The organism is Ancylobacter radicis (assembly GCF_018449475.1).
In the GTDB taxonomy this organism is placed as follows: domain Bacteria; phylum Pseudomonadota; class Alphaproteobacteria; order Rhizobiales; family Xanthobacteraceae; genus Ancylobacter; species Ancylobacter radicis.
The window spans coordinates 160593-180066 of record NZ_JAHCQH010000020.1 but is presented as its reverse complement, the minus strand read 5'-3'; the positions used below and the strand labels follow the sequence as shown (position 1 = coordinate 180066).

Here is a 19474-nt window from a genome sequence, read left to right as displayed (position 1 = left end):
GTCGCAGCGTCGCGGTAAGCTATTGCTACCCGGAAGGCGCGTTTACAGCGCGGCCCCGCACGAGAGCGGACATGACCCTGCTGCGCTACCGCCTGTCTCTACTGCTGGTAATGATGGCCGCCGTCGTGGCTCCGGCGGCGTTTCGGCCGCGCTTCATCACGCTAAATGAAAGCCTGCGCTCCATGATCGAGATGCTCAAGGAGCGTTGAGCCGCGGCGACCGGCTCCATTCCGGTGTTTTAATACCCGACGGGCATGGGTGCCCGCCGGGTTTGCGTCACGTGGTCACTTGTTCACGTCGGTCCAGATGCGGGCATAGAGCTCCGAGACTTCCGGCGCGCAGGTGGCGAGGAACTCGCCGGCCTTCTCGAACTGCGCCGGCACGTTCAGTTCCGGGGCACCCTTCATGTCGGCCGGGAAGAACTGCTCCGAGCCCTTGATGCCATTGGCATATTTGGCGAAGGCCGAGATCAGCGCCGCGTTCTCCGGCTCCATGATGAAGTTCATGAACAGCTTGGCGTTCTCGGGGTTCTTGGCATCCTTCAGGATCGCCACGCTGTCCATGAACACCGGGTAGCCTTCCTTCGGATAACCGAAGGCGATGTCCGGGTTCTTGAGGCGCGAGCGCAGGATGGCGCCGTTCCAGTAATAGACGGCCGCATAATCGCCCGAGGGCAGCTTCTCGGTCACGCTGTAGTCCATGGCGAGCCATTTCGGCTTCGCCTCAACCAGCTTGTCGCGCACCTTCTTCAGCAGCGCCTTGTCCGTCGTGCACCACTCGCCGCCCAGATATTTGATGGTGGCGAAGAGAACATCGTTCATCTCCGGCTCGACATTGATCTTGCCGACCAGTTCCTTCGGCGGATCAAGGAAGATGGCGGAGGTGTTGATGTCGCCGCTATACACCTTCTTGTTGATGCCGATGCCGCTCAGGCCCCACTGCCACGGCACGGAATAGTGACGGCCCGGATCCCACGGAACGTTGACCCAACGCTCATCGACATTCTTGAAGTTCGACATCTGGTCCGGGCGGGCCTCCAGCAGCAGGCCTTCCTTGACCCAGATCGGCAGGTAATTGGCCGAGGGCACCACGATATCGAAGCCGTGGCCGCCGGCGCGGATCTTGGCCAGCGCCGTGTCGTTCGAATCGTAGTCGGTTACCGTGACCTTGACCTTGTATTTGTCCTCGAACTTCTTGATCAGCTCGGGGCTGGTGTAGTCGCCCCAATTGTAGATGTTGAGGTTGCCCTCGGCCATGGCCGTCCCGGCCAGACCGAGCAGGGCGATCGCCGCCGAGGCGGCCGTCATCTTCCAGTTCATGTTCCGTCTCCGTAAGGGTCTTGTTGTTCAGGTCTTGCGGCGGTTGATGAAGAAGAACGCCGTGACGAGGATCACCGACAGAGCGAGGAAAGCGGTCGCGATGGCGTTGATCTCGGGGGTCACGGCGCGCCGGATCTGGCCGAGCATGTAGGTCGGCAAGGTGTCCTGCCCGCCGGATTTGACGAATTCGGTGATGACCACATCATCCAGCGAGATGACGAAGGCGAGCATGAAGCCGGCGATAATGCCCGGCCGCAGCAAGGGCAGCGTCACCCGCCGGAAGGCCATCCAGGGCGTGGCGTAGAGGTCCGCCGCCGCGCGCTCCAGAGTGGAGTCCATGCTCTCCAGCCGCGCCCGGATCGGCAGATAGGCGAAGGGGATGCAGAAGGCGGTGTGGGCGATGATAAGGTAGCCGAGGCCGGAATAGCCGGTCCACACCTTGATGCGAGAGAACACGATCAGCAGCGCCACGGCGGTGACGATCTCCGGCACCATCAGCGGGGTGTTGATGAAGGCATATTTGACGCCAAGCCCGCGATAGGGCGCGGTTCGCGTGGTGGCAATCGCCGCCATGGTCGCCGCGATGGTCGCGATCGTCGCGGCGCAGAGGGCGATGATGATCGAGCGCAGCGCCGCATCCTGCACCGCCGAATTGTCCCATGCATCGGCAAACCAGCGCAGCGAGAAGCCGCCCCATTGCGATACCGAGTCGCTCGCATTGAAGGCGTAGACGACGAGGGTGACGATCGGCAGGTAGAGCATCGCGAAGGTAAACAGCGCGATGAGCGGAAAGCCGGGCTGCGAACGAATGTCGAAGTGCCTAGCCATGTTGCGCCCCCGAGCGTGCCGCGTTCCGCACATAGAAAAGCAGCGCCACCATCACCGCCGCCATCAGCGCGATGGAAAGGGCCGCCCCCAGAGGCCAGTTGCGGCCGGCGCCGAACTGCAACTCGATGAGGTTGCCGATCATCATGTTCTTGCCGCCGCCGAGCACGCGCGGAATGACATAGGCACCGAGCGAGGGAATGAAGACCAGGATCGAGCCGGCGACAACACCCGGCTTGACCAGAGGTATGATAATGCGGCGAAGCACGGCGAGCCGGCCCGCATACAGGTCATACCCCGCCTCGATCAGCCGGAAGTCCAGCTTTTCCATGCTCGCATAGAGCGGCAGCACCATCAGCGGCAGGTAGACATAGACCATGCCGAACAGGATCGCCCAGTCGGAGTACATGATCTGCAAGGGCTCATCGATGACGTGCAGCCACATCAGCAGCGTGTTGAGGATGCCCTCGTTGCGGATCACCTGCTGCATGGCGAAGGTGCGGATCAGCAGGTTGGTCCAGAACGGTATGGTGACGAGGAAGACCCAGATTTCCCGCGTGTGCCTCGGGCGCGTCGCGATGAAATAGGCGGTGGGAAACCCCAGCAGCAGCGTCACCGCGGTGGTGATCACCGACAGGCGCACCGAGCGCCAGATGATCGACAGATGCGCCTCGGCGATGCCGATCGTATCGTCGAAGATGTCCCGCTGCAGGAACACCGAGAACCAGCCATCGAGCGAGAACTGGCCGTATTTCACATCGCCATAGTCGCCCTTCGCCATGAAGGAATAGGCCAGCATGACGAAGAGTGGACCGATCGCGGCGACGAAGATGATGACGAGTGCCGGCGCCGAGAGCAGCCAGCGGCTGCGGGTCTTCTCGTTTTCGGCTCGCCGGGCGGCGTCGGCTGCGCTGGCCATGGTCAGTCCCTCAGCACTTGCGCGGCGTCGGCGGCGATGTCGATGCCGATCCGGTCGCCAACGGCGAAGCCGCAGGACTGGCTGCGCGAATTCTGCTGGCGCACCATGAAGCCGGTCGCTCCATCGAGCCGCACATGGATATGCGTGTCGGTGCCGAAATAGACGACGTTCTCGACCATGCCAGCGATGTGCCCGCCGCTGGCCACCGCCCGCGCATGCTCGGGGCGAACCGCCACCGTGACCTCGCCGGTCGGCTGCCATCCCTCGGTAACGGTCGCGTCGATCTCGGCGCCCGTGGCCAGCCGGACCCGGACCATATTGCTCCCGGTAGCGATGACGGAAGCGACGAGAAAATTGGTCTCGCCAATGAAGTCAGCGACAAAGCGGTCGGCCGGCTTGTCGTAAATGTCCCAGGGGGAGCCGATCTGCAGGACCTTGCCCTTTGACATGACCGCGATGCGGTCGGACATGGTCAGGGCTTCTTCCTGGTCGTGGGTGACGAAGACGAAGGTGATGCCGGTCTCGCTCTGCATCCGCTTGAGCTCGATCTGCATCTCCTTGCGCAGCTTGTAGTCCAGCGCCGAGAGCGGCTCGTCGAGCAGCAACACCTTCGGGCTGGGGGCAAGGGCGCGGGCAAGCGCGACGCGCTGGGCCTGGCCGCCGGAGATCTGGTCGGTACGGCGCTCCGCCAGCTCCTCCATCCGCACCAGCTTCAGCATGGCGGCCACGCGACTGGTGATCTCCGCCTTCGGACGGCCGAGCATTTCCAGCCCGAAGGCGATGTTCTCGCGCACGGTGAGGTGCGGGAACAGCGCGTAGCTCTGGAACACGGTGTTGATCGGCCGCTTGAAGGGCGGCAGCCCAGCAATGTCCTCGCCATAGAGCAGAATCGCGCCCTCGCTCGGATACTCGAAGCCGGCAATCATCCGCAGCAGCGTGGTCTTGCCACAGCCGGAGGGCCCTAGAAGCGTGAAAAACTCGTTCTCGCGAATGGTCACCGAGACATTGTCGAGGGCACGCAGCGCGGTTGGACCCTGGCCGAATTCCTTGACGATCCCCCTTGCTTCAATGGCCACACGCTGGTCACGCGCCAAGGAAGGGTCTGGCATACTCGCACCTGTTGTCGTCTGTGGTCGCAGAGGCGCGGAAGGGGGTGCGCCAATTATTGTTGGAGCGAAGCCTATTTGACGGCTTGGCGGGCGACAAGGCGTCTGGGTAAGAATGTGATCAAATTTTGGGACCGTCCAAATTTTGGGAGTCGTCATGCCGGCCGCCGACATCATCATCGAGAATGCCCGGGTCATCACCATGGACCCGTCCCACCCGCGGGCCGAGGCTGTCGCTCTGAAAGAAGGGGCTATTCTGGCCGTGGGAACGCGGGCGGAGGTGGCGGGGATTGCTTCCGCAGCGACACGGCGGATCGATGCGGGCGGCTCCTCCGTGCTGCCCGGCTTCATCGACAGCCATATCCATCTCTTCACCGGCGGCGCGCAGCTTTCCAACCTCTCGCTGGCCGGCGTCACCGGCTTCGACGCGATCGCGGCAGCGGTGCGGGGGCGGGCCGCGACTGAGCCGGGCGACGGGTTGCTGATGGTTGAACAGGCCGCCTATGCCATGTTCGGCGCCGATCAGCCGATCACCCGCCATCTGCTCGACCGCGTGCTGCCGGAGCGTCCCCTCGCCTTCTTCGCCAGCGATCACCACACCATGTGGGCGAACACCGCCGCGCTGAAGATGGCCGGCATCCTCAACGGCTATCCGACGCCGCCCGGCTCTGAGGTGGTGATGGGCGAAGACGGTTTGGCCACCGGCGAACTTGTGGAATTTGAAGCCTTCGCGCCCATGGCCACGCTGTCGCCGAGCGGCGGGCGAGACGCGCTGGGACTTCTGGGCAAGGAGCCCGCCACGCCCCCCACCGCCGCGCAGCGTGCCGTCGACCGCGCGCTCATCGAGCGCGGTCTCGCCTATTGCGCCTCGCTCGGCATCACCAGCTTCCACAACATGGACGGCAACTTCTATCAGCTGGAGCTGATGGAGGAGATCGAGCGCGCCGGCGGGATGATCGTGCGCGGCCGCGTGCCGTTCCGCTTCATTCCCGGCATGACGCTGGCCGATCTCGGCAAGGCCGAGGAGATGCGCCGGCGCTGGACCTCCGACCGGCTGAAGGCGGATTTCGTCAAGATCTTCATGGATGGCGTGGTGGAATCCTACACCGCCCACATGTTCGAGGATTATTGCGGCCGGCCGGGCGTCAAGGGCTCGTCCTTCTTCGAGGCGGATGAGTTCGACGCCATCTGCGTCGAGGCCGACCGGATGGGATTCCAGATCGCCGTCCACGCCATCGGCGACGCCGCCGTCAACCGCACGCTGAACGGCTATGCGGCGGCGCGGCGCACCAATGGCCCGCGCGACAGCCGCCACCGGATCGAACATATCGAGCTTCTCGCCCCCTCGGACCTGCCGCGCTTCGCCGAATTGGGCGTCATCGCCTCCATGCAGCCGACCCACGCGCCGGGCGGCGCCTACCCGACCGAGCCGATCCTCTCGATGATCGGCAAGGAGCGGCTGAAGCTCGGCTATTCCTGGCAGACCATTCGCAATACCGGTGCGCGGCTTGTCTTCGCCAGCGATTGGCCGGTCGCCGCGCTGGACCCGCTCTACGGCATCAAGACCGCCATGACGCGCGGCCCGATCTTCGAGGGCGCGCCGGATGAGCGCCAGAGCCTACATGATTCCATCGCCGGCTTCACCGCCGACGGCGCCTTCACCGAGTTCACCGAAGACCGCAAGGGCGTGCTGAAGCACGGCTATCTCGCGGATGTGGTGATCCTCTCCGGCGACATCGAGGCGACGGCGCCGGAGGCGATCGATGGACTGAGCGTCGCCGCCACGATCTGCGGCGGCGCCGTCACCTATGAGCGCAGCGCCGCGTAAGTCACGGGCGGGCGCTTGTCGAACCAGGGCAGCGCCTCCTCAATGCGCGCGCTCAGGTTGATCAGCAATTCGTCATGGCCATAGGCGGCGGCGATATGCACGCCGACGGGCAGCCCGTCCGCCGTCCAGTGCAGCGGCAGCGACGCGGCGGGTTGGCCGGAGGCATTGAAAGCGGCGGTGAAGGGCGAATAGGCGAAGACCTGCCCAGGCCCCATGCGGTACTCAACATAATCGTCGGACGCATGATTGAAGCGCCCGAGCCTCGCTGGCGGTTCGGCCAGTGTCGCGGTCAGCAGCACATCGTAGCGTTCGAAGAAGGTCGCCATCTCGCGCCCATAGGCGTGGACCTTGTTGATCGCCTCAAGATAATCCGCGCCGCTCACGGTCCGGGCATAGGCAATGGCGCCGCGCGCGATGCCCTCGATCTCGTTCTCGCCCAGCGGCCACCCCCGGCGGCGCACCGCGCCCTCGACGGACAGCGCGCTGCCGCAGGCAACGATCTTGGTCCACGCCGCCATCATGCCCGCCGTATCGGCCTTCGGCAGCGCCTCTTCCACGATGTGGCCGAAGCTCTCCAGCAGGCGCGCGGTCTTCTCCACCGCCGCCCGGCACTCGGGATGGATCGCCGCGCTGGTGAGCGAGGTGGTCGCAAAACCGACCCGCAGCCGCCGGTCGGCCCGTTCCATCGACTTTCGGAACCCCTTTTCCAGCGGCGGCGCCACATAGGGGGCGCCAAGGTCCGGCCCATGCGTTGCATCCAGTAGAACGGCCGTGTCCCGCACCGAACGGGTCAGGAACCCGTCAATGGCCATGCCCGCCCAGCCTTCACCGACATAGGGTCCATCCGGCAGGCGCGCGCGCGTCGCCTTGAAGCCGTAGAGCCCGCAGCTGGAGGCGGGAATGCGCACCGAGCCGCCGCCGTCCGAGCCATGGGCGATCGGCACGATGCCCGCCGCCACCGCCGCGGCCGCGCCACCGGACGATCCGCCGGTCGTATGGTCGAGATTCCAGGGGTTGCGGGTCGGCCCGCCATAGATCGCCGCTTCGGTTGTCGGGCCAATCCCGCCCTCCGGCGAGGTGGTCCGCCCGAAGGTTACAAGACCGGCGGCCTTGATCCGCGCATAGATCGAGGAATCCTTGCCGTAATGCGTGTCGGCGAACAGCCGCGAGCCATTATTTGAGGGAAAGTCGATGGCCTCGCAGCCGAGATCCTTGATGAGGAACGGCACGCCGCGCAGCGGGCCGTCGCACAGACCCTCGTCGATCAGGCGGCGTGCCACGTTCTCACGCATCATGGTCACGGCGTTGAGGCGTGGATTGAGCGCCTCGACCCGTTTCAGGGCCTCGTCGAGCAATTCGCCGGGCGTAACGTCCAGCTTGCGCACCAGCTCCGCCAGGGCAACGGCGTCGCAGCTTTCATAGAGAGTGCCGATATCCACGATTGAGACTTCCTGCCGATGGCGGCCGTGATCACGGCGCGCCGGCCTCACCAGTGCCGCCGCCAGATCGGCAGGCCCTGCCTTTGTGAGCCCGAGACAGCGCCGACGCAATCGGTGCCCATGGGTAAGTCGCTCCATACGAAAAGGCCTGCCCAGCGGGTGCCGGGCAGGCCTCGTTCGGTGCTAAGCGAGAGTGTGCGTCTTACGGAGAGACACACTGCTGACGCGGGCCGTTATAGGGCTGGAACGTGTTGTCCGAGGCGCGGTACGAACGGTACTGCTGCGAGCACCACGCGACGTGACCACCGCCGCCGGAATAGCTGGGCTGCGAGGCAACAGCCCCGCCGATCAGCGCGCCCGCCGCGAAAGCCGCGCCGGGAAACCACCAGCCATTATACTCGCGATAGCCCGGGCGGTAGTAATTATAACCGCGCTGGCCATTATAGTAATGGCGACCGCCGCGATTGTAATAACCCCGGTCGCGGCCGTAATTGCCGCGCTCATAGGCTTGGTTGCCCCGGCTGTTGCGAACCATTTGCGAGGTGCTCCGCCAGCCGGAAAGACCGTCCTCGTTCCACGGAGCCGCCATCGCCGGAGCCATGCCGACCGAGAACAATGTCGCCGCAGCGGCAATGACCATCGAAATTTTCTTCATCATGCATCCTCCAAGACAGCTTTCCAAAGCGCACCGATTCCTGGCGCGCCAAGGAGGACTCCCAAGAGGCTCAGTATTTCAAACCGCAAATGTCTTGCGCTTCAGCGATCCTGGGAGCCCGTAGGCTGTGATCGACTAACGCATTGCGCCACAATACGTTCCATGGCAGGCGATCATTGATCGATTTTATGCGCGGATACCGATCATTCTCAGGATGATTTCGCCGGCAAAAGCGGCACCACCGGGACGGAAGGCGCTGGCGGCACCGCGCCTTCCCATCACGGGCTCGGGGGACTTCAATCCGCGCCGGGATCACCGGCAAGTCCGGCCGCCGCGATGCCGGCCAGCGCCGCCGCCTCGTCATTCTCGGAGGTGTCGCCGGAAATGCCGACCGCGCCGACCAGCGCACCCTGCGCATCGCGGATCAGCACGCCGCCCGGCACCGGCACCAGCGCGCCGCCGACCACATGGCTGACCGCGCCGACGAAGAAGGCCTGCTCCTTGGCGCGCTTGAAGATCGAGCGCGAGCCCATGCCGAGCGAGAGCGCGCCATAGGCCTTGCCATGGGCGATCTCGAAACGCTTGAGGCTCGTGCCATCCTCGGAAGCGGCGGCCTTCACCGCGCCGCGCGCGTCGAGCACGACCACCGCCATCGGCTTGAAATTGCCGGCGCGGCACTGCTCCAGCGCCGTGGACAGGATGGTCTGCGCGGCGGCAAGGCTGAGTTCGGACATGATTTCCCCTGGGATGTTGTGGCTGTTCTTGTGCCGTCGAATGCGCTGTGAATCACGCGCCCGTCAACGGCGTGGCATGAAAAAGCCGGCGGTTCGCGAGAGCCGCCGGCCTTGATGCATTTACGCGCGCGTCTGCCTCAGCGGATCGGCGGGGCGTACTGGATGCCGCCCATGCTCCAGAGCTGGTTGATGCCGCGCGGAATGCCGAGCTTGGAGCTGGTGCCGATATTGCGCTCGAACACCTCGCCATAATTGCCGACGCTCTTGACGATGCGCACCGCCCAATCCTTGGTCAGGCCGAGTTGCTCGCCATAGCTGCCGTCCGTACCGACAAACCGCTTCACATCGGGCTTCTGCGAGGACAGCGCCTGATCCAGCGTCGGCTGGCTGATGCCGAGCTCCTCGGCGTTCAGCAGCGCAAACAGGTTCCACTTCACCACGTTCAGCCAGGCATCGTCGCCCTGCCGCACCACCGGGCCGAGCGGCTCCTTGGAGATCACGTCGGGCAGCACGATATGGTCGGCCGGCTTGGCGAGCTTGAGGCGCAGGGCGTAGAGTTGCGACACGTCGGTGGTGAGCACATCGCATCTGCCATCGGCATAGGCCTTGACCACCTCGTCGACGGTCGGCAGCTCGATCAGTTCCAGCGTCATCTTGTTCTGCCGGAAATAATCCTGCGCGTTCAGGGCGCTGGTCGTGCCGCGCTGGGTGCAGACCTTGGAGTTGTTCAGCTCCAGCGCGCCCATCACGTTCTTGGCGGCGGGCACCATGAAGCCCTGGCCGTCATAATAGGAAATGCCGGCGAACATCAGCTTGAGGTCGGCCTCGCGCTGCAGCGTCCAGGTCGAGTTGCGCGAGAGCAGGTCGACCTCGCCCTTCTGCAGCGCCGGGAAGCGGGCCTCGGCCGAGAGCGGCACATAGTCCACCTTGGCGGCGTCACCGAGCACCGAGGCCGCGACCGCGCGACAGAAATCGACGTCGAAGCCGGTCCACTGCCCCTTGTCATCCTTGGCCGAGAAGCCCTCGAGGCCCTGGCTGACGCCGCATTTGAGCGTGCCGCGCGCCTTCACATCGGCGAGCGTATCGGCGTGAGCGAGGCTGGTCGCGAAGAGAGCGCCGGCGGTGGCCAGCGCACATGCGAGCTTGTTCATGTTTCCCCCAGTCGAACGATTGGATGCGGCGGCGTCAGAGTTCCGGCGCCTGCCGGATCACGACCTTGGTGCCCACGGGCACGCGGTTGTAGAGATCCTGCACGTCCGAATTCACCAGGCGGAAGCAGCCCGACGACACGGCCATGCCGATGGTGTTCGGCATGTTGGTGCCGTGGATGCGGTAGACGGTCTGGCCGAGATAGAGCGCGGCCGCGCCCATCGGGTTGCCCGGACCACCGGCCATGAAGCGCGGCAGATAGGGCTGGCGCTCGATCATCTCCGACGGCGGGGTCCAGTCCGGCCATTCGGCCTTGCGGCTCACCTTCTGCAGACCCGCCCACTGGAAACCGTCGCGGCCGACGCCGATGCCATAGCGCAGCGCGCTGGACGGACCGAGCACGAGATAGAGGAAACGCTCATTGGTGTGGATGACGATGGTGCCCGGCGCCTCATTGGTGCGGAAGAACACCGGCTGGCGGCGGAACTGGGGGTCGAGTTGCTCCTCGTCCGGCGAGGGCACATAGCCGGGCTTTTCCGGCACATCGACGATCTGCGCGCCAAGCGTCGCCGGCGGGCGCATCTGGGCGTCGGCGGTGGAGAGAGAAAAGGCGGCCGCCATGGCCAGCACGATTCCCGTTAATCCAAGGCGCATTTCCTATCCCTCTCAAGACGGCGGCGCCGCGGCGCAAGGCTGAAGCAGGTGCGTGACGGGCGGATGATGCCACGCCCGCCAAGGCGCTTCGATGGCCGGACGACGATTCAGCGGTCGCTCCCGCTGGTGATCGAAAGGGGGAATTGCCTTTAAGTCAATCGCCAAGGGATCGCGCGCGAAGGGATCGCCTGCGCGAAGGAGCCTCCCGTGCCGGCTCGCGGGAGCCGGCACGGGAGGATTTCCGCCAATCAGCGGAAATAGCTGCCCGCCAGCGCCTCAAGCCGCTCCTGCCGGCCGGAGCGCGGCTGCGGATCGAGATTCGCGGCGAGGACGCGGGCGGCGATGGAGTCAAGCGAGGCGCCCGGCTCCAGCATCGCCTTGTTCTCGGGCTTGTCCCAGCCGGCATAGCGATCATCGACCGCCTTCTGCAGCGCGCCGTCCTCGATCATGTCGGCGGCGACCAGCAGGGCACGGGCGCACACATCCATGGCCGCCGCATGGGCGATAACGAGATCCTCCGGGTCGATCGACTGGCGCCGCACCTTGGCGTCGAAATTGGTGCCGCCGGTGGTGTAGCCGCCCGCGCGCAGGATTTCGTAGAAGGCGAGCGCGGTGTCCTCGACATTGGTCGGGAACTGGTCGGTGTCCCAGCCGGACTGGGCGTCGCCCTTGTTCATGTCGATCGAGCCGAACACGCCGAGCGCCGCCGCCATGGCGATCTCGTGCTCGAAGCTGTGGCCCGCCAGCGTCGCATGGTTGGCCTCGATGTTGAGCTTCACTTCCTTCTCAAGCCCGGCGCGGCACAGCAGGCCGTACACGGTCGAGACATCGAAATCGTACTGGTGCTTGGTCGGCTCCTGCGGCTTCGGCTCGATCAGGATCGTGCCCTTGAAGCCGATCTTGTGCTTGTGCTCGACAACCATGTTGAGGAAGCGGCCGAGCTGGTCGAGTTCGCGCTTCAGGTCGGTGTTGAGCAGCGTCTCATAGCCCTCGCGGCCGCCCCACAGAACGTAGTTCTCGCCGCCCAGCTCATGGGTGATCTCCAGCACGTTCTTCACCTGCGCGGCGCCATAGGCGAACACGTCCGGGTCGGGATTGGTCGCCGCCCCCGACATGAAGCGACGGTTGGAGAACAGGTTGGCCGTGCCCCAGAGCAGCTTGGTCTTCGACGTCTCCATCTTCCGGGCGAAGATGTCCGCGATCGCCCGCACATTGGCGTTCGATTCCGCCAGCGACGCACCCTCGGGCGCGATGTCGCGGTCATGGAAGGCGAAGAACGGCACGTCGAGAATGCGGAACAGATCGAAGGCGACGTCGGCCTTGGCGCGGGCCAGCGTCATCTCGTCGGCGCCGTGCATCCATGGGCGCAGGAAGGTCTCGCCACCGAACGGGTCGCCGCCCGGCCAGGTGAAGCTGTGCCAATAGGCGACGGCGAAGCGCAGATGGTCCTCCATCCGCTTGCCGAGAACCACGCGGTCCTTGTCGTACCAGCGGAAGCTGAAGGGATCGCGGCTGTCCGGGCCGGCATATTTCAGCGGCTCGGCGGAGGGGAAGAACCCGGACGAGGCATTCATGAAATCACTCCCTTCAAAGCGGGGTAGAGAGCCCGGTAGCGGGCATGACGCTCCGCATAGGCGTGTTGAAGAACGGGGTTGGGTTCGATGGTCTCCAGCCGGCGCGGCGGCAGGCACACGGCCTCCGGCGCCTCGCCGGTGGCCGCCATCCGGGCGAGACGCGCGGCGCCGAAGGCTCCGCCCCGCTCGCCATCCTCGATGCGGTTGAGCGGCAGGCCGAGCACATTGGCCAGCACGCCGATCCAGAAGCGCGAGCGCGAGCCGCCGCCGATCACATCGGCCTGATCGAGCGTCGTTCCGGCCGCGGCGAGCGCGTCGAGGCAGTCCTTGAAGGCGAAGGCGACGCCTTCCAGCACCGCCTGCGTCAGCGTCTCGCGCGACGCATCATGGTCAAGGCCGATGAAGGCGCCACGGATCGCCGTATCATTGTGCGGCGTGCGCTCGCCCGAGAGATAGGGCAGGAACAGCGCCTTGGAGGGCGCGGCCGGCGCCTCGCCGAGCGGCGCCAGCAGATCGCCCGGCGCGATCTTCATCGCTTCCGACCACCAGCCGAGCGCCGAGGCGGCGGAGAGGATCACGCCCATCTGGTGCCAGGTGGCGGGTATGGCGTGGCAGAAGGCGTGCACGCTCGACTGCGGGTTCGGCGCGTAACGGTCGGTGGTCGCCCACAGCACGCCGGACGTGCCGAGCGAGACGAAGGCATTGCCGGCGCCAATCGCGCCAAGCCCGACAGCCCCGGCGGCATTGTCGCCGGCACCGCCCGCCAGAACCGGCGGCGTCGCCATGCCCCAACGCGCGGCGAGGTCCGGCGTGATCCGGCACGCGGCGGCGCTGCCCTCGATGAGGCGGGGCATGTGATCGCGGGAGAGGCCGGTGGCCGCAAGTGCCTCGTCCGACCAGTCGCGGCGCGCCACGTCGAGCCAGAGCGTGCCGGAGGCGTCCGACATCTCCTCGACCATCTCGCCGGTCAGGCGATAGCCGACATAGGCCTTGGGCAGTAGCACCTTGGCGGTTCGCGCGAAAATCTCCGGCTCGTGCTTCTTAACCCAGATCAGCTTGGGCGCTGTGAAGCCGGGAAAGGCGAGATTGCCCGCCACCTGGTGCAGTGCTGGGAAGCGTTCCTCCAGCTCACGGCATTCCGCCGAGGAGCGACCGTCATTCCACAGGATGGCCGGGCGCAGCACCGCGCCGGAGGCATCCAGCAGCACCGCGCCATGCATCTGGCCGGAGAGGCCGATGCCCTGCACGGCCGACAGCGCCGCCGGCTGCTGCGCCTTCAGCGCGTCGATGCTGGCGAGCGTCGCCTGCCACCAGTCTTCCGGGTTCTGCTCGCTGAAGCCCGGTTGCGGGCGGGAAATGGCGAGCGGGGTCTCGGTGGTGGCCAGCACCTTCTGGTCGCCATCGACCAGTACCGCCTTGACGGCGGAGGTTCCGATATCGAGGCCGAGGAACATGCCTCACATTCCTTGTACGCGGGGGGAGAAGATCACGGGAGATTGTCCCGGACGAAGATGTCGATGCGGATACGCTCCTGCTCGTTCAGCAGGGGCTCACCCGCGCAATGCGCTAGCAGGACGCGGGCCGCCGAACGGGACTGGTGGCCGGCATCCTGGTTGATCACCGCGTCCATCACGCCGCGCAGCAGGAAGCGCCGTGTATCGTCGGTGAGGTCATGACCGATGAAGACGAGGTTCTCGGTACGCTCGGCCGCGACGATCGCGGTGCCGATGCCGCGATTGCCGGCGCCGACATTGTAGACGCCGAGAAGGTCCGGCACCTCGCGCAGCATCCGGGCGGTGATCGCCTCGGCGCGCTCCTCGTCGTCGAGACTTTCCTGCGCCGGCAGCACCTTCAATCCGGGATACTCGCCGCCCAGCACCTGCATGAAGCCGAAATGGCGCTCGGCATGGTCGCGCAGCGCCGGCGTGCCGACGATGAGGCCGACCGAGCCCGACCGACCGCCGGTGAAACGGCCGATCAGCGTGCCCGCCGTGCGCCCGGCGGCGATATTGTCGATCCCGACATAATGCAGCCGGTGTGAGGACGGCACGTCCGACACCAGCGTGACCACGGCCATGCCGGACGAGGTGAGGTCGTCAATCGCCGCCCGCACCCGCGGATGGTCGAGCGCCACCACCGCGACGCCGTCATAGCGCCCCATCAGGCCCTCCAGCGTCGAGGCCAGGGTTTCGGGCGCGAACACGTCGACGCGCACCGTGTCGATATAGCCGTTATGGGTGGCGAGCCAGTTGGCGGTATTGGCCACCTGCTCGGCCAGCATGCGCATGAAGACATTGGAACCGGCCGGCAGGACGAAGCAGAAGCGGTATGTCTCGCCCCGCGCCAGACGGGCGGCGGCGAGGTTCGGCCGGTAGCCGAGCCGGGCCACCGCGTCCTTCACCCGGCCGGCCGTGGCGTTGCGCACCCCGGCCCGGCCATTGAGCACACGGTCGGCCGTCGCCAGCGAAACGCCGGCCTCGCGGGCCACGTCCTGCAGGGTGATGCGTGAAAGGGGTCTGGACATACCGTCATGTTGCCCTCAAAATCTGAGGTACGCAACTCAAGACACGTCATCACCACTTAGACCAAAAGTGGAGCGCCTGCGGCCACGGAATTTGCTAATCAGGGCCGATTACCGATCTTTTTGAGGTATGATAAGGTTCTATCGATCACTCAGATCGATCAACAAAAGGACGATTTCGGACATATGTGAGGTTCGAACGTCAGAAACGACCACGGCACGCGTCATCTCTCGAGGACCGAATGCCGACTGGCACAAAGCATCGCACCCTTTGGGAGGAACGCATGAAGACGAGCCTGAGCCTTACCCTCGCCGCGCTGGCGACCGTCGTCACCGTGGGCGCCGCCCGCGCCGCCGAGCCCGTCGTGGGCGTCTCCTGGTCGAACTTCCAGGAAGAACGCTGGAAGACCGACGAGGCCGCCATCAAGAAGGCGCTCGCCGCCGCCGGCGCAAAGTACATTTCCGCCGACGCCCAGTCCTCGGCCGCCAAGCAGCTGTCCGATGTCGAGGCGCTGATCGCGCAGGGCGCCACCGCCCTGATCATCCTGGCGCAGGATTCGGACGCCATCGCTCCCGCCATCACCAAGGCGCAGAACGAGGGCATTCCGGTCGTCGGCTATGACCGGCTGATCGAGAACCCCTATGCCTACTACATCACCTTCGACAACAAGGAAGTCGGTCGCCTCCAGGCCACCGAGGTGATGAAGGTCAAGCCCAAGGGCAACTATCTCTTCATCAAGGGCTCGGCGTCCGATCCGAATGCGGACTTCCTGTTCTCCGGCCAGATGGAAGCCCTCAAGGCCGCCATGGACAAGGGCGACATCAAGAATGTCGGCGAGGCCTATACCGATAGCTGGCTGCCGGCCAATGCCCAGCGCAACACCGAGCAGATGCTGACCGCCAACAACAACAAGGTCGACGCGGTCGTCGCCTCGAACGACGGCACCGCCGGCGGCGCCATTGCCGCGCTTGCCGCGCAGGGGCTTGCCGGCTCCGTGCCGGTCTCCGGCCAGGACGCCGACTTCGCCGCGCTGAACCGCATCGCCCTGGGCACGCAGACCGTCTCGGTCTGGAAGGACTCGCGCGAACTCGGCAAGAAGGCCGCGGAAATCGCCATCGAACTGTCCAAGGGAACCGACCCCAAGGCGGTTCCGGGCACCGCGACCTTTACGGGCGGCCCGAAGAAGCAGGCGATGAACTCGACCTTCCTCAAGCCGCTCCCGATCACCAAGGATAATCTCGGCGTGATCATCGAGGCCGGCTGGGTGCCGAAGGCCACCGTCTGCCAGGGCGTGAAGCCCGGCACGGTCAAGGCCTGCGACTGATCCAGACCGACGGATCGAGACCAAGCGGCGGCGGGAGTTCATCCCGCCGCACGCCCGTCAGGGCGCGCTGAGCGGCAAACGATATGCCCGGCGCGGACACTAGGAGGACGCTCATGACCGAGACCACGACGGCCGCAACGCCGGTACCGTCATCCCCGCCGCAGACCGCGCCGACCTCCTTCATCCGCGCGCTTGAGATCGATGTGCGCTTTCTCGGCATGATCGGCGCCCTCGCCGCCATCTGGATCGTCTTCGACATCCTGGCCGACGGCACCTTCCTGACACCTCGCAATCTCTGGAACCTGTCGGTGCAGAGTTCCTCGATCGCGGTGATGTCGACCGGCATGGTGCTGATCATCGTGATGCGCCATATCGACCTGTCGGTCGGCTCCATCCTCGGCGTCACCGGCATGATCATGGCGGTGTTTCAGGTCAGCTATCTGCTGCCGACCTTCGGCTTCAACCATCCCGCCGTGATGGCGCTGACGCTCGTCGCCGGCATCGCCGCCGGCGCGGCCATCGGCGCCCTGCATGGCTTCGTCATCGCCTATCTCGGCGTGCCCGCCTTCATCGTCACGCTGGGCGGCCTGCTGGTCTGGCGCGGCGCGGCCTGGGCGGTCGCCGAAGGCAAGACCATTCCCCTGGTCGACGACAATTTCAAGCTGCTCGGCGGCGGCGCGGATGGCTCGATCGGCGCCACCTGGAGCTGGGTCGTCGCGGTCATCGCCTGCCTCGCCATCGCGTTTGCAACCGTGCAGGCCCGCCGGCAGCGCCAGCGTTTCCACTTCCCGCTCAAGCCCGTCTGGGCGGAGGTCACCACCATCACCTTCGGTTGCCTGGCGGTCATCGGCGCGACGCTGGTGGTCAACGCCTACACGCTGCCCGCCGTGCTCGCCCGGCGCTATGCCGAGGCCGCCGGCATCGAGGTGCCGCCGGAAGGTCTGAGCGTCAGCTTCGGCTTTGCCGTGCCCGTGCTGGTGGCGCTCGCCGTCGGCATCATCATGACCTTCGTGACCAACCGCACCCGCTTCGGCCGCTATGTCTTCGCCATCGGTGGCAACCCGGAAGCCGCCGAACTGGCCGGCATCAACACCAAGCGCGTGACGCTCGCCGTGTTTGCCCTGATGGGCGCGCTCGCCGCCATCGGCGCGGCGATCTCCACCGCCCGCCTCAACTCGGCCACCAATGCGCAGGGCACGCTCGACGAGCTCTATGTCATCGCCGCGGCGGTGATCGGCGGCACCTCGCTGGCCGGCGGCTCGGGCACCATTGCCGGCGCCATGATCGGCGCGCTGGTGATGCAGAGCCTGCAATCCGGCATGGTGCTGATGCGCGTGGACACGCCCTATCAGAACATCGTGGTCGGCATCGTCCTCGTCTTCGCGGTGTGGATCGACACCGTCTACCGCAAGCGTTTCAAGTGAGGGCCGGCCGATGAACAGCCTCGCAACCACCGCCCCCGCCGCCCGCACCGGCACGCCGCTGGTCGAAATGCGCGATATCGCCATTTCCTTCGGCGGCATCCGCGCCGTCGACAATGTCAGCGTGGACCTCTATCCCGGCGAAGTGGTCGGCCTGCTCGGCCACAATGGCGCCGGCAAATCCACGCTCATCAAGATCCTCGCCGGCGCCTACCGGCAGGATTCCGGCGAGATCCGCATTGGCGGGCAGAAGGCGGAGATTGCCAACCCGCGTGACGCCAAACGCCTCGGCATCGAGACCATCTACCAGACGCTGGCGCTCGCCGATAATGTCGATGCCGCCGCCAACCTGTTCCTTGGCCGCGAACTGATGACCCCTTGGGGCACGCTCGACGACGTGGCCATGGAGGCGGCGACGCGCGAGGTGATGGGCCGGCTCAACCCGAACTTCCGCAAGTTCAAGGAGCCGGTGCGCGGCCTCTCCGGCGGCCAGCGCCAGTCGGTCGCCATCGCCCGCGCCATCCACTTCAACGCCAAGATCCTGATCATGGACGAGCCGACGGCCGCGCTCGGGCCTCAGGAGACGGCGCAGGTGGGCGAACTGATCAAGCAGCTCAAGGCGGAAGGCATCGGCATCTTCCTCATCAGCCACGACATTCACGACGTGTTCGATCTCGCCGACCGCGTCAGCGTGATGAAGAACGGCAAGCTGGTCGGCAGCGCCCGCACCTCGGACGTGACCAAGGATGAGGTGCTCGGCATGATCATCCTCGGCAAATGCCCGCCCGGCGCCACGCCCGGCCCCGGCGCCAGCCTCTGAACCGTGCCGGAGCAGCGGCGGCGTGCCGCTGTTCCGGGCGCGGCGGGAGCGTGCTACATCCGTCAGCGACGCACCGCCGAGGGCCTGAAACGGCATGACCCCTGACCGCAGCACATGGCGCAGAATGGCGACGGCCCTTGCCGTGGCCTATCTGCTTGTGCTGCAGGCCTTCATTGGCGGCATCGCCTCCGGCGCCCATGCGGCGGGGGGCCTTGCCGGCGGCGAGCTGGGACAGATCATCTGCCGCGGTATTCAGGCGGCACCTGAGACTCCCGCCAGCCCGGCCGATCCGGCCCATCACACGCCCGATTGCTGCACCACCGGCTGCCAGATGGCTGTCGGCGCAGCGGCGCCTCCGCCGGTGCCCGTCGTCGCCACGACGCCGGCACGCCTTGCCGTCGCTACCGTCCTCCCGCCGGACCAGACGCTCACCTTCAGCGGACTGAAACGCTCCCCGCGCCTTGCCCGCGCACCTCCCCTCGTTTGACGCATCGCCCTTTCGGGCTGTCTCGCCGTCAATCGAACACGCTGGCCTCTGCCCGGGGCATGCCGGCATAGGGAGTGCATTTCATGATCCGTCACATCTTCAGCCGCGTCCTGCGCCACACCGAGGAGCGCGTCGGCTTCGCCCTGCTCGCCGCCACCCTCGCCCTTTTCGCCATCCAGCCGGCCTTTGCCCATGGCTTCAAGGTCGGTGATCTCGAGATCGGCCATCCCTGGGCGCGCATGACGCCCAACGGCGCCAAGGTCGGCGGCGGCTATCTCTCGGTCGAGAACGAAGGCAAGACGGCGGACACGCTGGTCTCCGCCACCGCCGAGATTGCCGGCCATGTCGAGATCCACGAGATGTCCGTCAAGGACGGCGTCATGACCATGCGCATGCTGCCGAACGGCGTGGAGATTCCCGCCGGCGGCGAGGTGAAGCTGGCGCCCGGCGGCTATCACCTGATGTTCATGGACCTCAAGCAGCCGCTCAAGGAAGGCGAGAGCTTCAAGGGCACGCTGACCTTCGCCAAGGCCGGCACCGTGACTGTCGAGTTCAAGATCGAGGGAATGGGCGGTCCCGCTGGGCATGACGCCCATAGCGGCCACGGCACGCCGGCGAACTGACCGCCGTCCTCTTCGACGCCTGAACGCAATCGCGGCGTGTCGCGCCTGGCTCTCGCGCCGGGCGCTTGACCGCTG

The 19474-nt window shown here is 66.0% G+C and carries 19 protein-coding genes; 7 read left to right on the top strand and 12 right to left on the bottom strand.

Going from position 1 to position 19474, the window contains the following annotated elements; translation table 11 throughout:
• Positions 1-71: 71 nt before the first annotated feature.
• Positions 72-209, top strand: coding sequence for a hypothetical protein (locus tag KIP89_RS15555; RefSeq protein WP_213756494.1), 138 nt, complete (start codon positions 72-74; stop codon positions 207-209).
• A gap of 75 nt (positions 210-284) precedes the next feature.
• Here the strand turns inward: KIP89_RS15555 and KIP89_RS15550 are convergent, their stop codons facing one another.
• The 4 genes from KIP89_RS15550 to KIP89_RS15535 are packed head-to-tail and all read right to left on the bottom strand — an operon-like array spanning position 285 to position 4172.
• Positions 285-1319, bottom strand: coding sequence for an extracellular solute-binding protein (locus KIP89_RS15550; protein ID WP_213756493.1), 1035 nt, complete (start codon positions 1317-1319; stop codon positions 285-287).
• A gap of 27 nt (positions 1320-1346) precedes the next feature.
• Positions 1347-2147 carry an ABC transporter permease gene (locus tag KIP89_RS15545; RefSeq protein ID WP_213756492.1) on the bottom strand — a complete coding sequence of 267 codons (801 nt, stop codon included), beginning with the start codon at positions 2145-2147 and terminating at the stop codon, positions 1347-1349.
• Entirely contained in the window at positions 2140-3063 is a 924-nt protein-coding gene (locus KIP89_RS15540) for an ABC transporter permease (RefSeq protein WP_213756491.1), read from the bottom strand. The genes KIP89_RS15545 and KIP89_RS15540 overlap by 8 nt, the downstream gene beginning before the upstream one ends.
• 2 nt (positions 3064-3065) lie before the next feature.
• A complete protein-coding gene (locus KIP89_RS15535; protein WP_213756490.1) occupies positions 3066-4172 on the bottom strand; it encodes an ABC transporter ATP-binding protein in 1107 nt (368 codons plus the stop codon).
• A gap of 154 nt (positions 4173-4326) precedes the next feature.
• Between KIP89_RS15535 and KIP89_RS15530 the strand changes: the two genes are divergently transcribed.
• Positions 4327-5997 carry an amidohydrolase gene (locus KIP89_RS15530; RefSeq protein ID WP_213756489.1) on the top strand — a complete coding sequence of 557 codons (1671 nt, stop codon included), beginning with the start codon at positions 4327-4329 and terminating at the stop codon, positions 5995-5997.
• Here the strand turns inward: KIP89_RS15530 and KIP89_RS15525 are convergent.
• The 8 genes from KIP89_RS15525 to KIP89_RS15490 form a co-directional block, all read right to left on the bottom strand.
• Positions 5976-7436 carry an amidase gene (locus KIP89_RS15525; protein ID WP_213756488.1) on the bottom strand — a complete coding sequence of 487 codons (1461 nt, stop codon included), beginning with the start codon at positions 7434-7436 and terminating at the stop codon, positions 5976-5978. The two genes, KIP89_RS15530 and KIP89_RS15525, sit on opposite strands and share 22 nt — an antisense overlap.
• A 202-nt stretch (positions 7437-7638) precedes the next feature.
• Positions 7639-8094, bottom strand: coding sequence for a BA14K family protein (locus KIP89_RS15520; RefSeq protein ID WP_250152541.1), 456 nt, complete (start codon positions 8092-8094; stop codon positions 7639-7641).
• Between the two features lie 293 nt (positions 8095-8387).
• Entirely contained in the window at positions 8388-8825 is a 438-nt protein-coding gene (locus tag KIP89_RS15515; protein ID WP_213756487.1) for a GlcG/HbpS family heme-binding protein, read from the bottom strand.
• A 137-nt stretch (positions 8826-8962) separates the two neighbouring features.
• Entirely contained in the window at positions 8963-9976 is a 1014-nt protein-coding gene (locus tag KIP89_RS15510) for an amino acid ABC transporter substrate-binding protein (RefSeq protein ID WP_213756486.1), read from the bottom strand.
• A 34-nt stretch (positions 9977-10010) separates the two neighbouring features.
• Positions 10011-10628, bottom strand: a complete 618-nt coding sequence (locus KIP89_RS15505) for a L,D-transpeptidase (protein WP_213756485.1) — start codon at positions 10626-10628, stop codon at positions 10011-10013.
• A 248-nt stretch (positions 10629-10876) separates the two neighbouring features.
• Complete coding sequence (xylA, locus tag KIP89_RS15500; RefSeq protein ID WP_213756484.1) at positions 10877-12202, bottom strand: xylose isomerase; 1326 nt, start codon at positions 12200-12202, stop codon at positions 10877-10879.
• On the bottom strand, positions 12199-13656 hold the full coding sequence (gene xylB / locus KIP89_RS15495) for a xylulokinase (RefSeq protein ID WP_213756483.1): 1458 nt from the start codon (positions 13654-13656) through the stop codon (positions 12199-12201). The genes xylA and xylB overlap by 4 nt, the downstream gene beginning before the upstream one ends.
• Before the next feature lie 32 nt (positions 13657-13688).
• The gene (locus KIP89_RS15490; RefSeq protein ID WP_213756482.1) at positions 13689-14726 is read right to left on the bottom strand and encodes a LacI family DNA-binding transcriptional regulator; all 1038 of its coding nucleotides are present in this window, start codon (positions 14724-14726) and stop codon (positions 13689-13691) included.
• Between the two features lie 281 nt (positions 14727-15007).
• Between KIP89_RS15490 and xylF the strand changes: the two genes are divergently transcribed.
• The 5 genes from xylF to KIP89_RS15465 all read left to right on the top strand — a co-directional run bounded on the left by xylF (position 15008) and on the right by KIP89_RS15465 (position 19399).
• Positions 15008-16048, top strand: coding sequence for a D-xylose ABC transporter substrate-binding protein (gene xylF / locus KIP89_RS15485; RefSeq protein WP_213756481.1), 1041 nt, complete (start codon positions 15008-15010; stop codon positions 16046-16048).
• Positions 16049-16161: 113 nt separating this feature from the next.
• Positions 16162-17472, top strand: coding sequence for a sugar ABC transporter permease (locus KIP89_RS15480; protein ID WP_213756480.1), 1311 nt, complete (start codon positions 16162-16164; stop codon positions 17470-17472).
• A 10-nt stretch (positions 17473-17482) separates the two neighbouring features.
• Positions 17483-18289, top strand: a complete 807-nt coding sequence (locus KIP89_RS15475) for an ATP-binding cassette domain-containing protein (protein WP_213756479.1) — start codon at positions 17483-17485, stop codon at positions 18287-18289.
• A 124-nt stretch (positions 18290-18413) separates the two neighbouring features.
• On the top strand, positions 18414-18776 hold the full coding sequence (locus tag KIP89_RS15470; protein ID WP_250152540.1) for a hypothetical protein: 363 nt from the start codon (positions 18414-18416) through the stop codon (positions 18774-18776).
• 83 nt (positions 18777-18859) lie between these two features.
• A complete protein-coding gene (locus tag KIP89_RS15465; RefSeq protein ID WP_213756477.1) occupies positions 18860-19399 on the top strand; it encodes a copper chaperone PCu(A)C in 540 nt (179 codons plus the stop codon).
• The last annotated feature ends 75 nt before the right edge of the window (positions 19400-19474 follow it).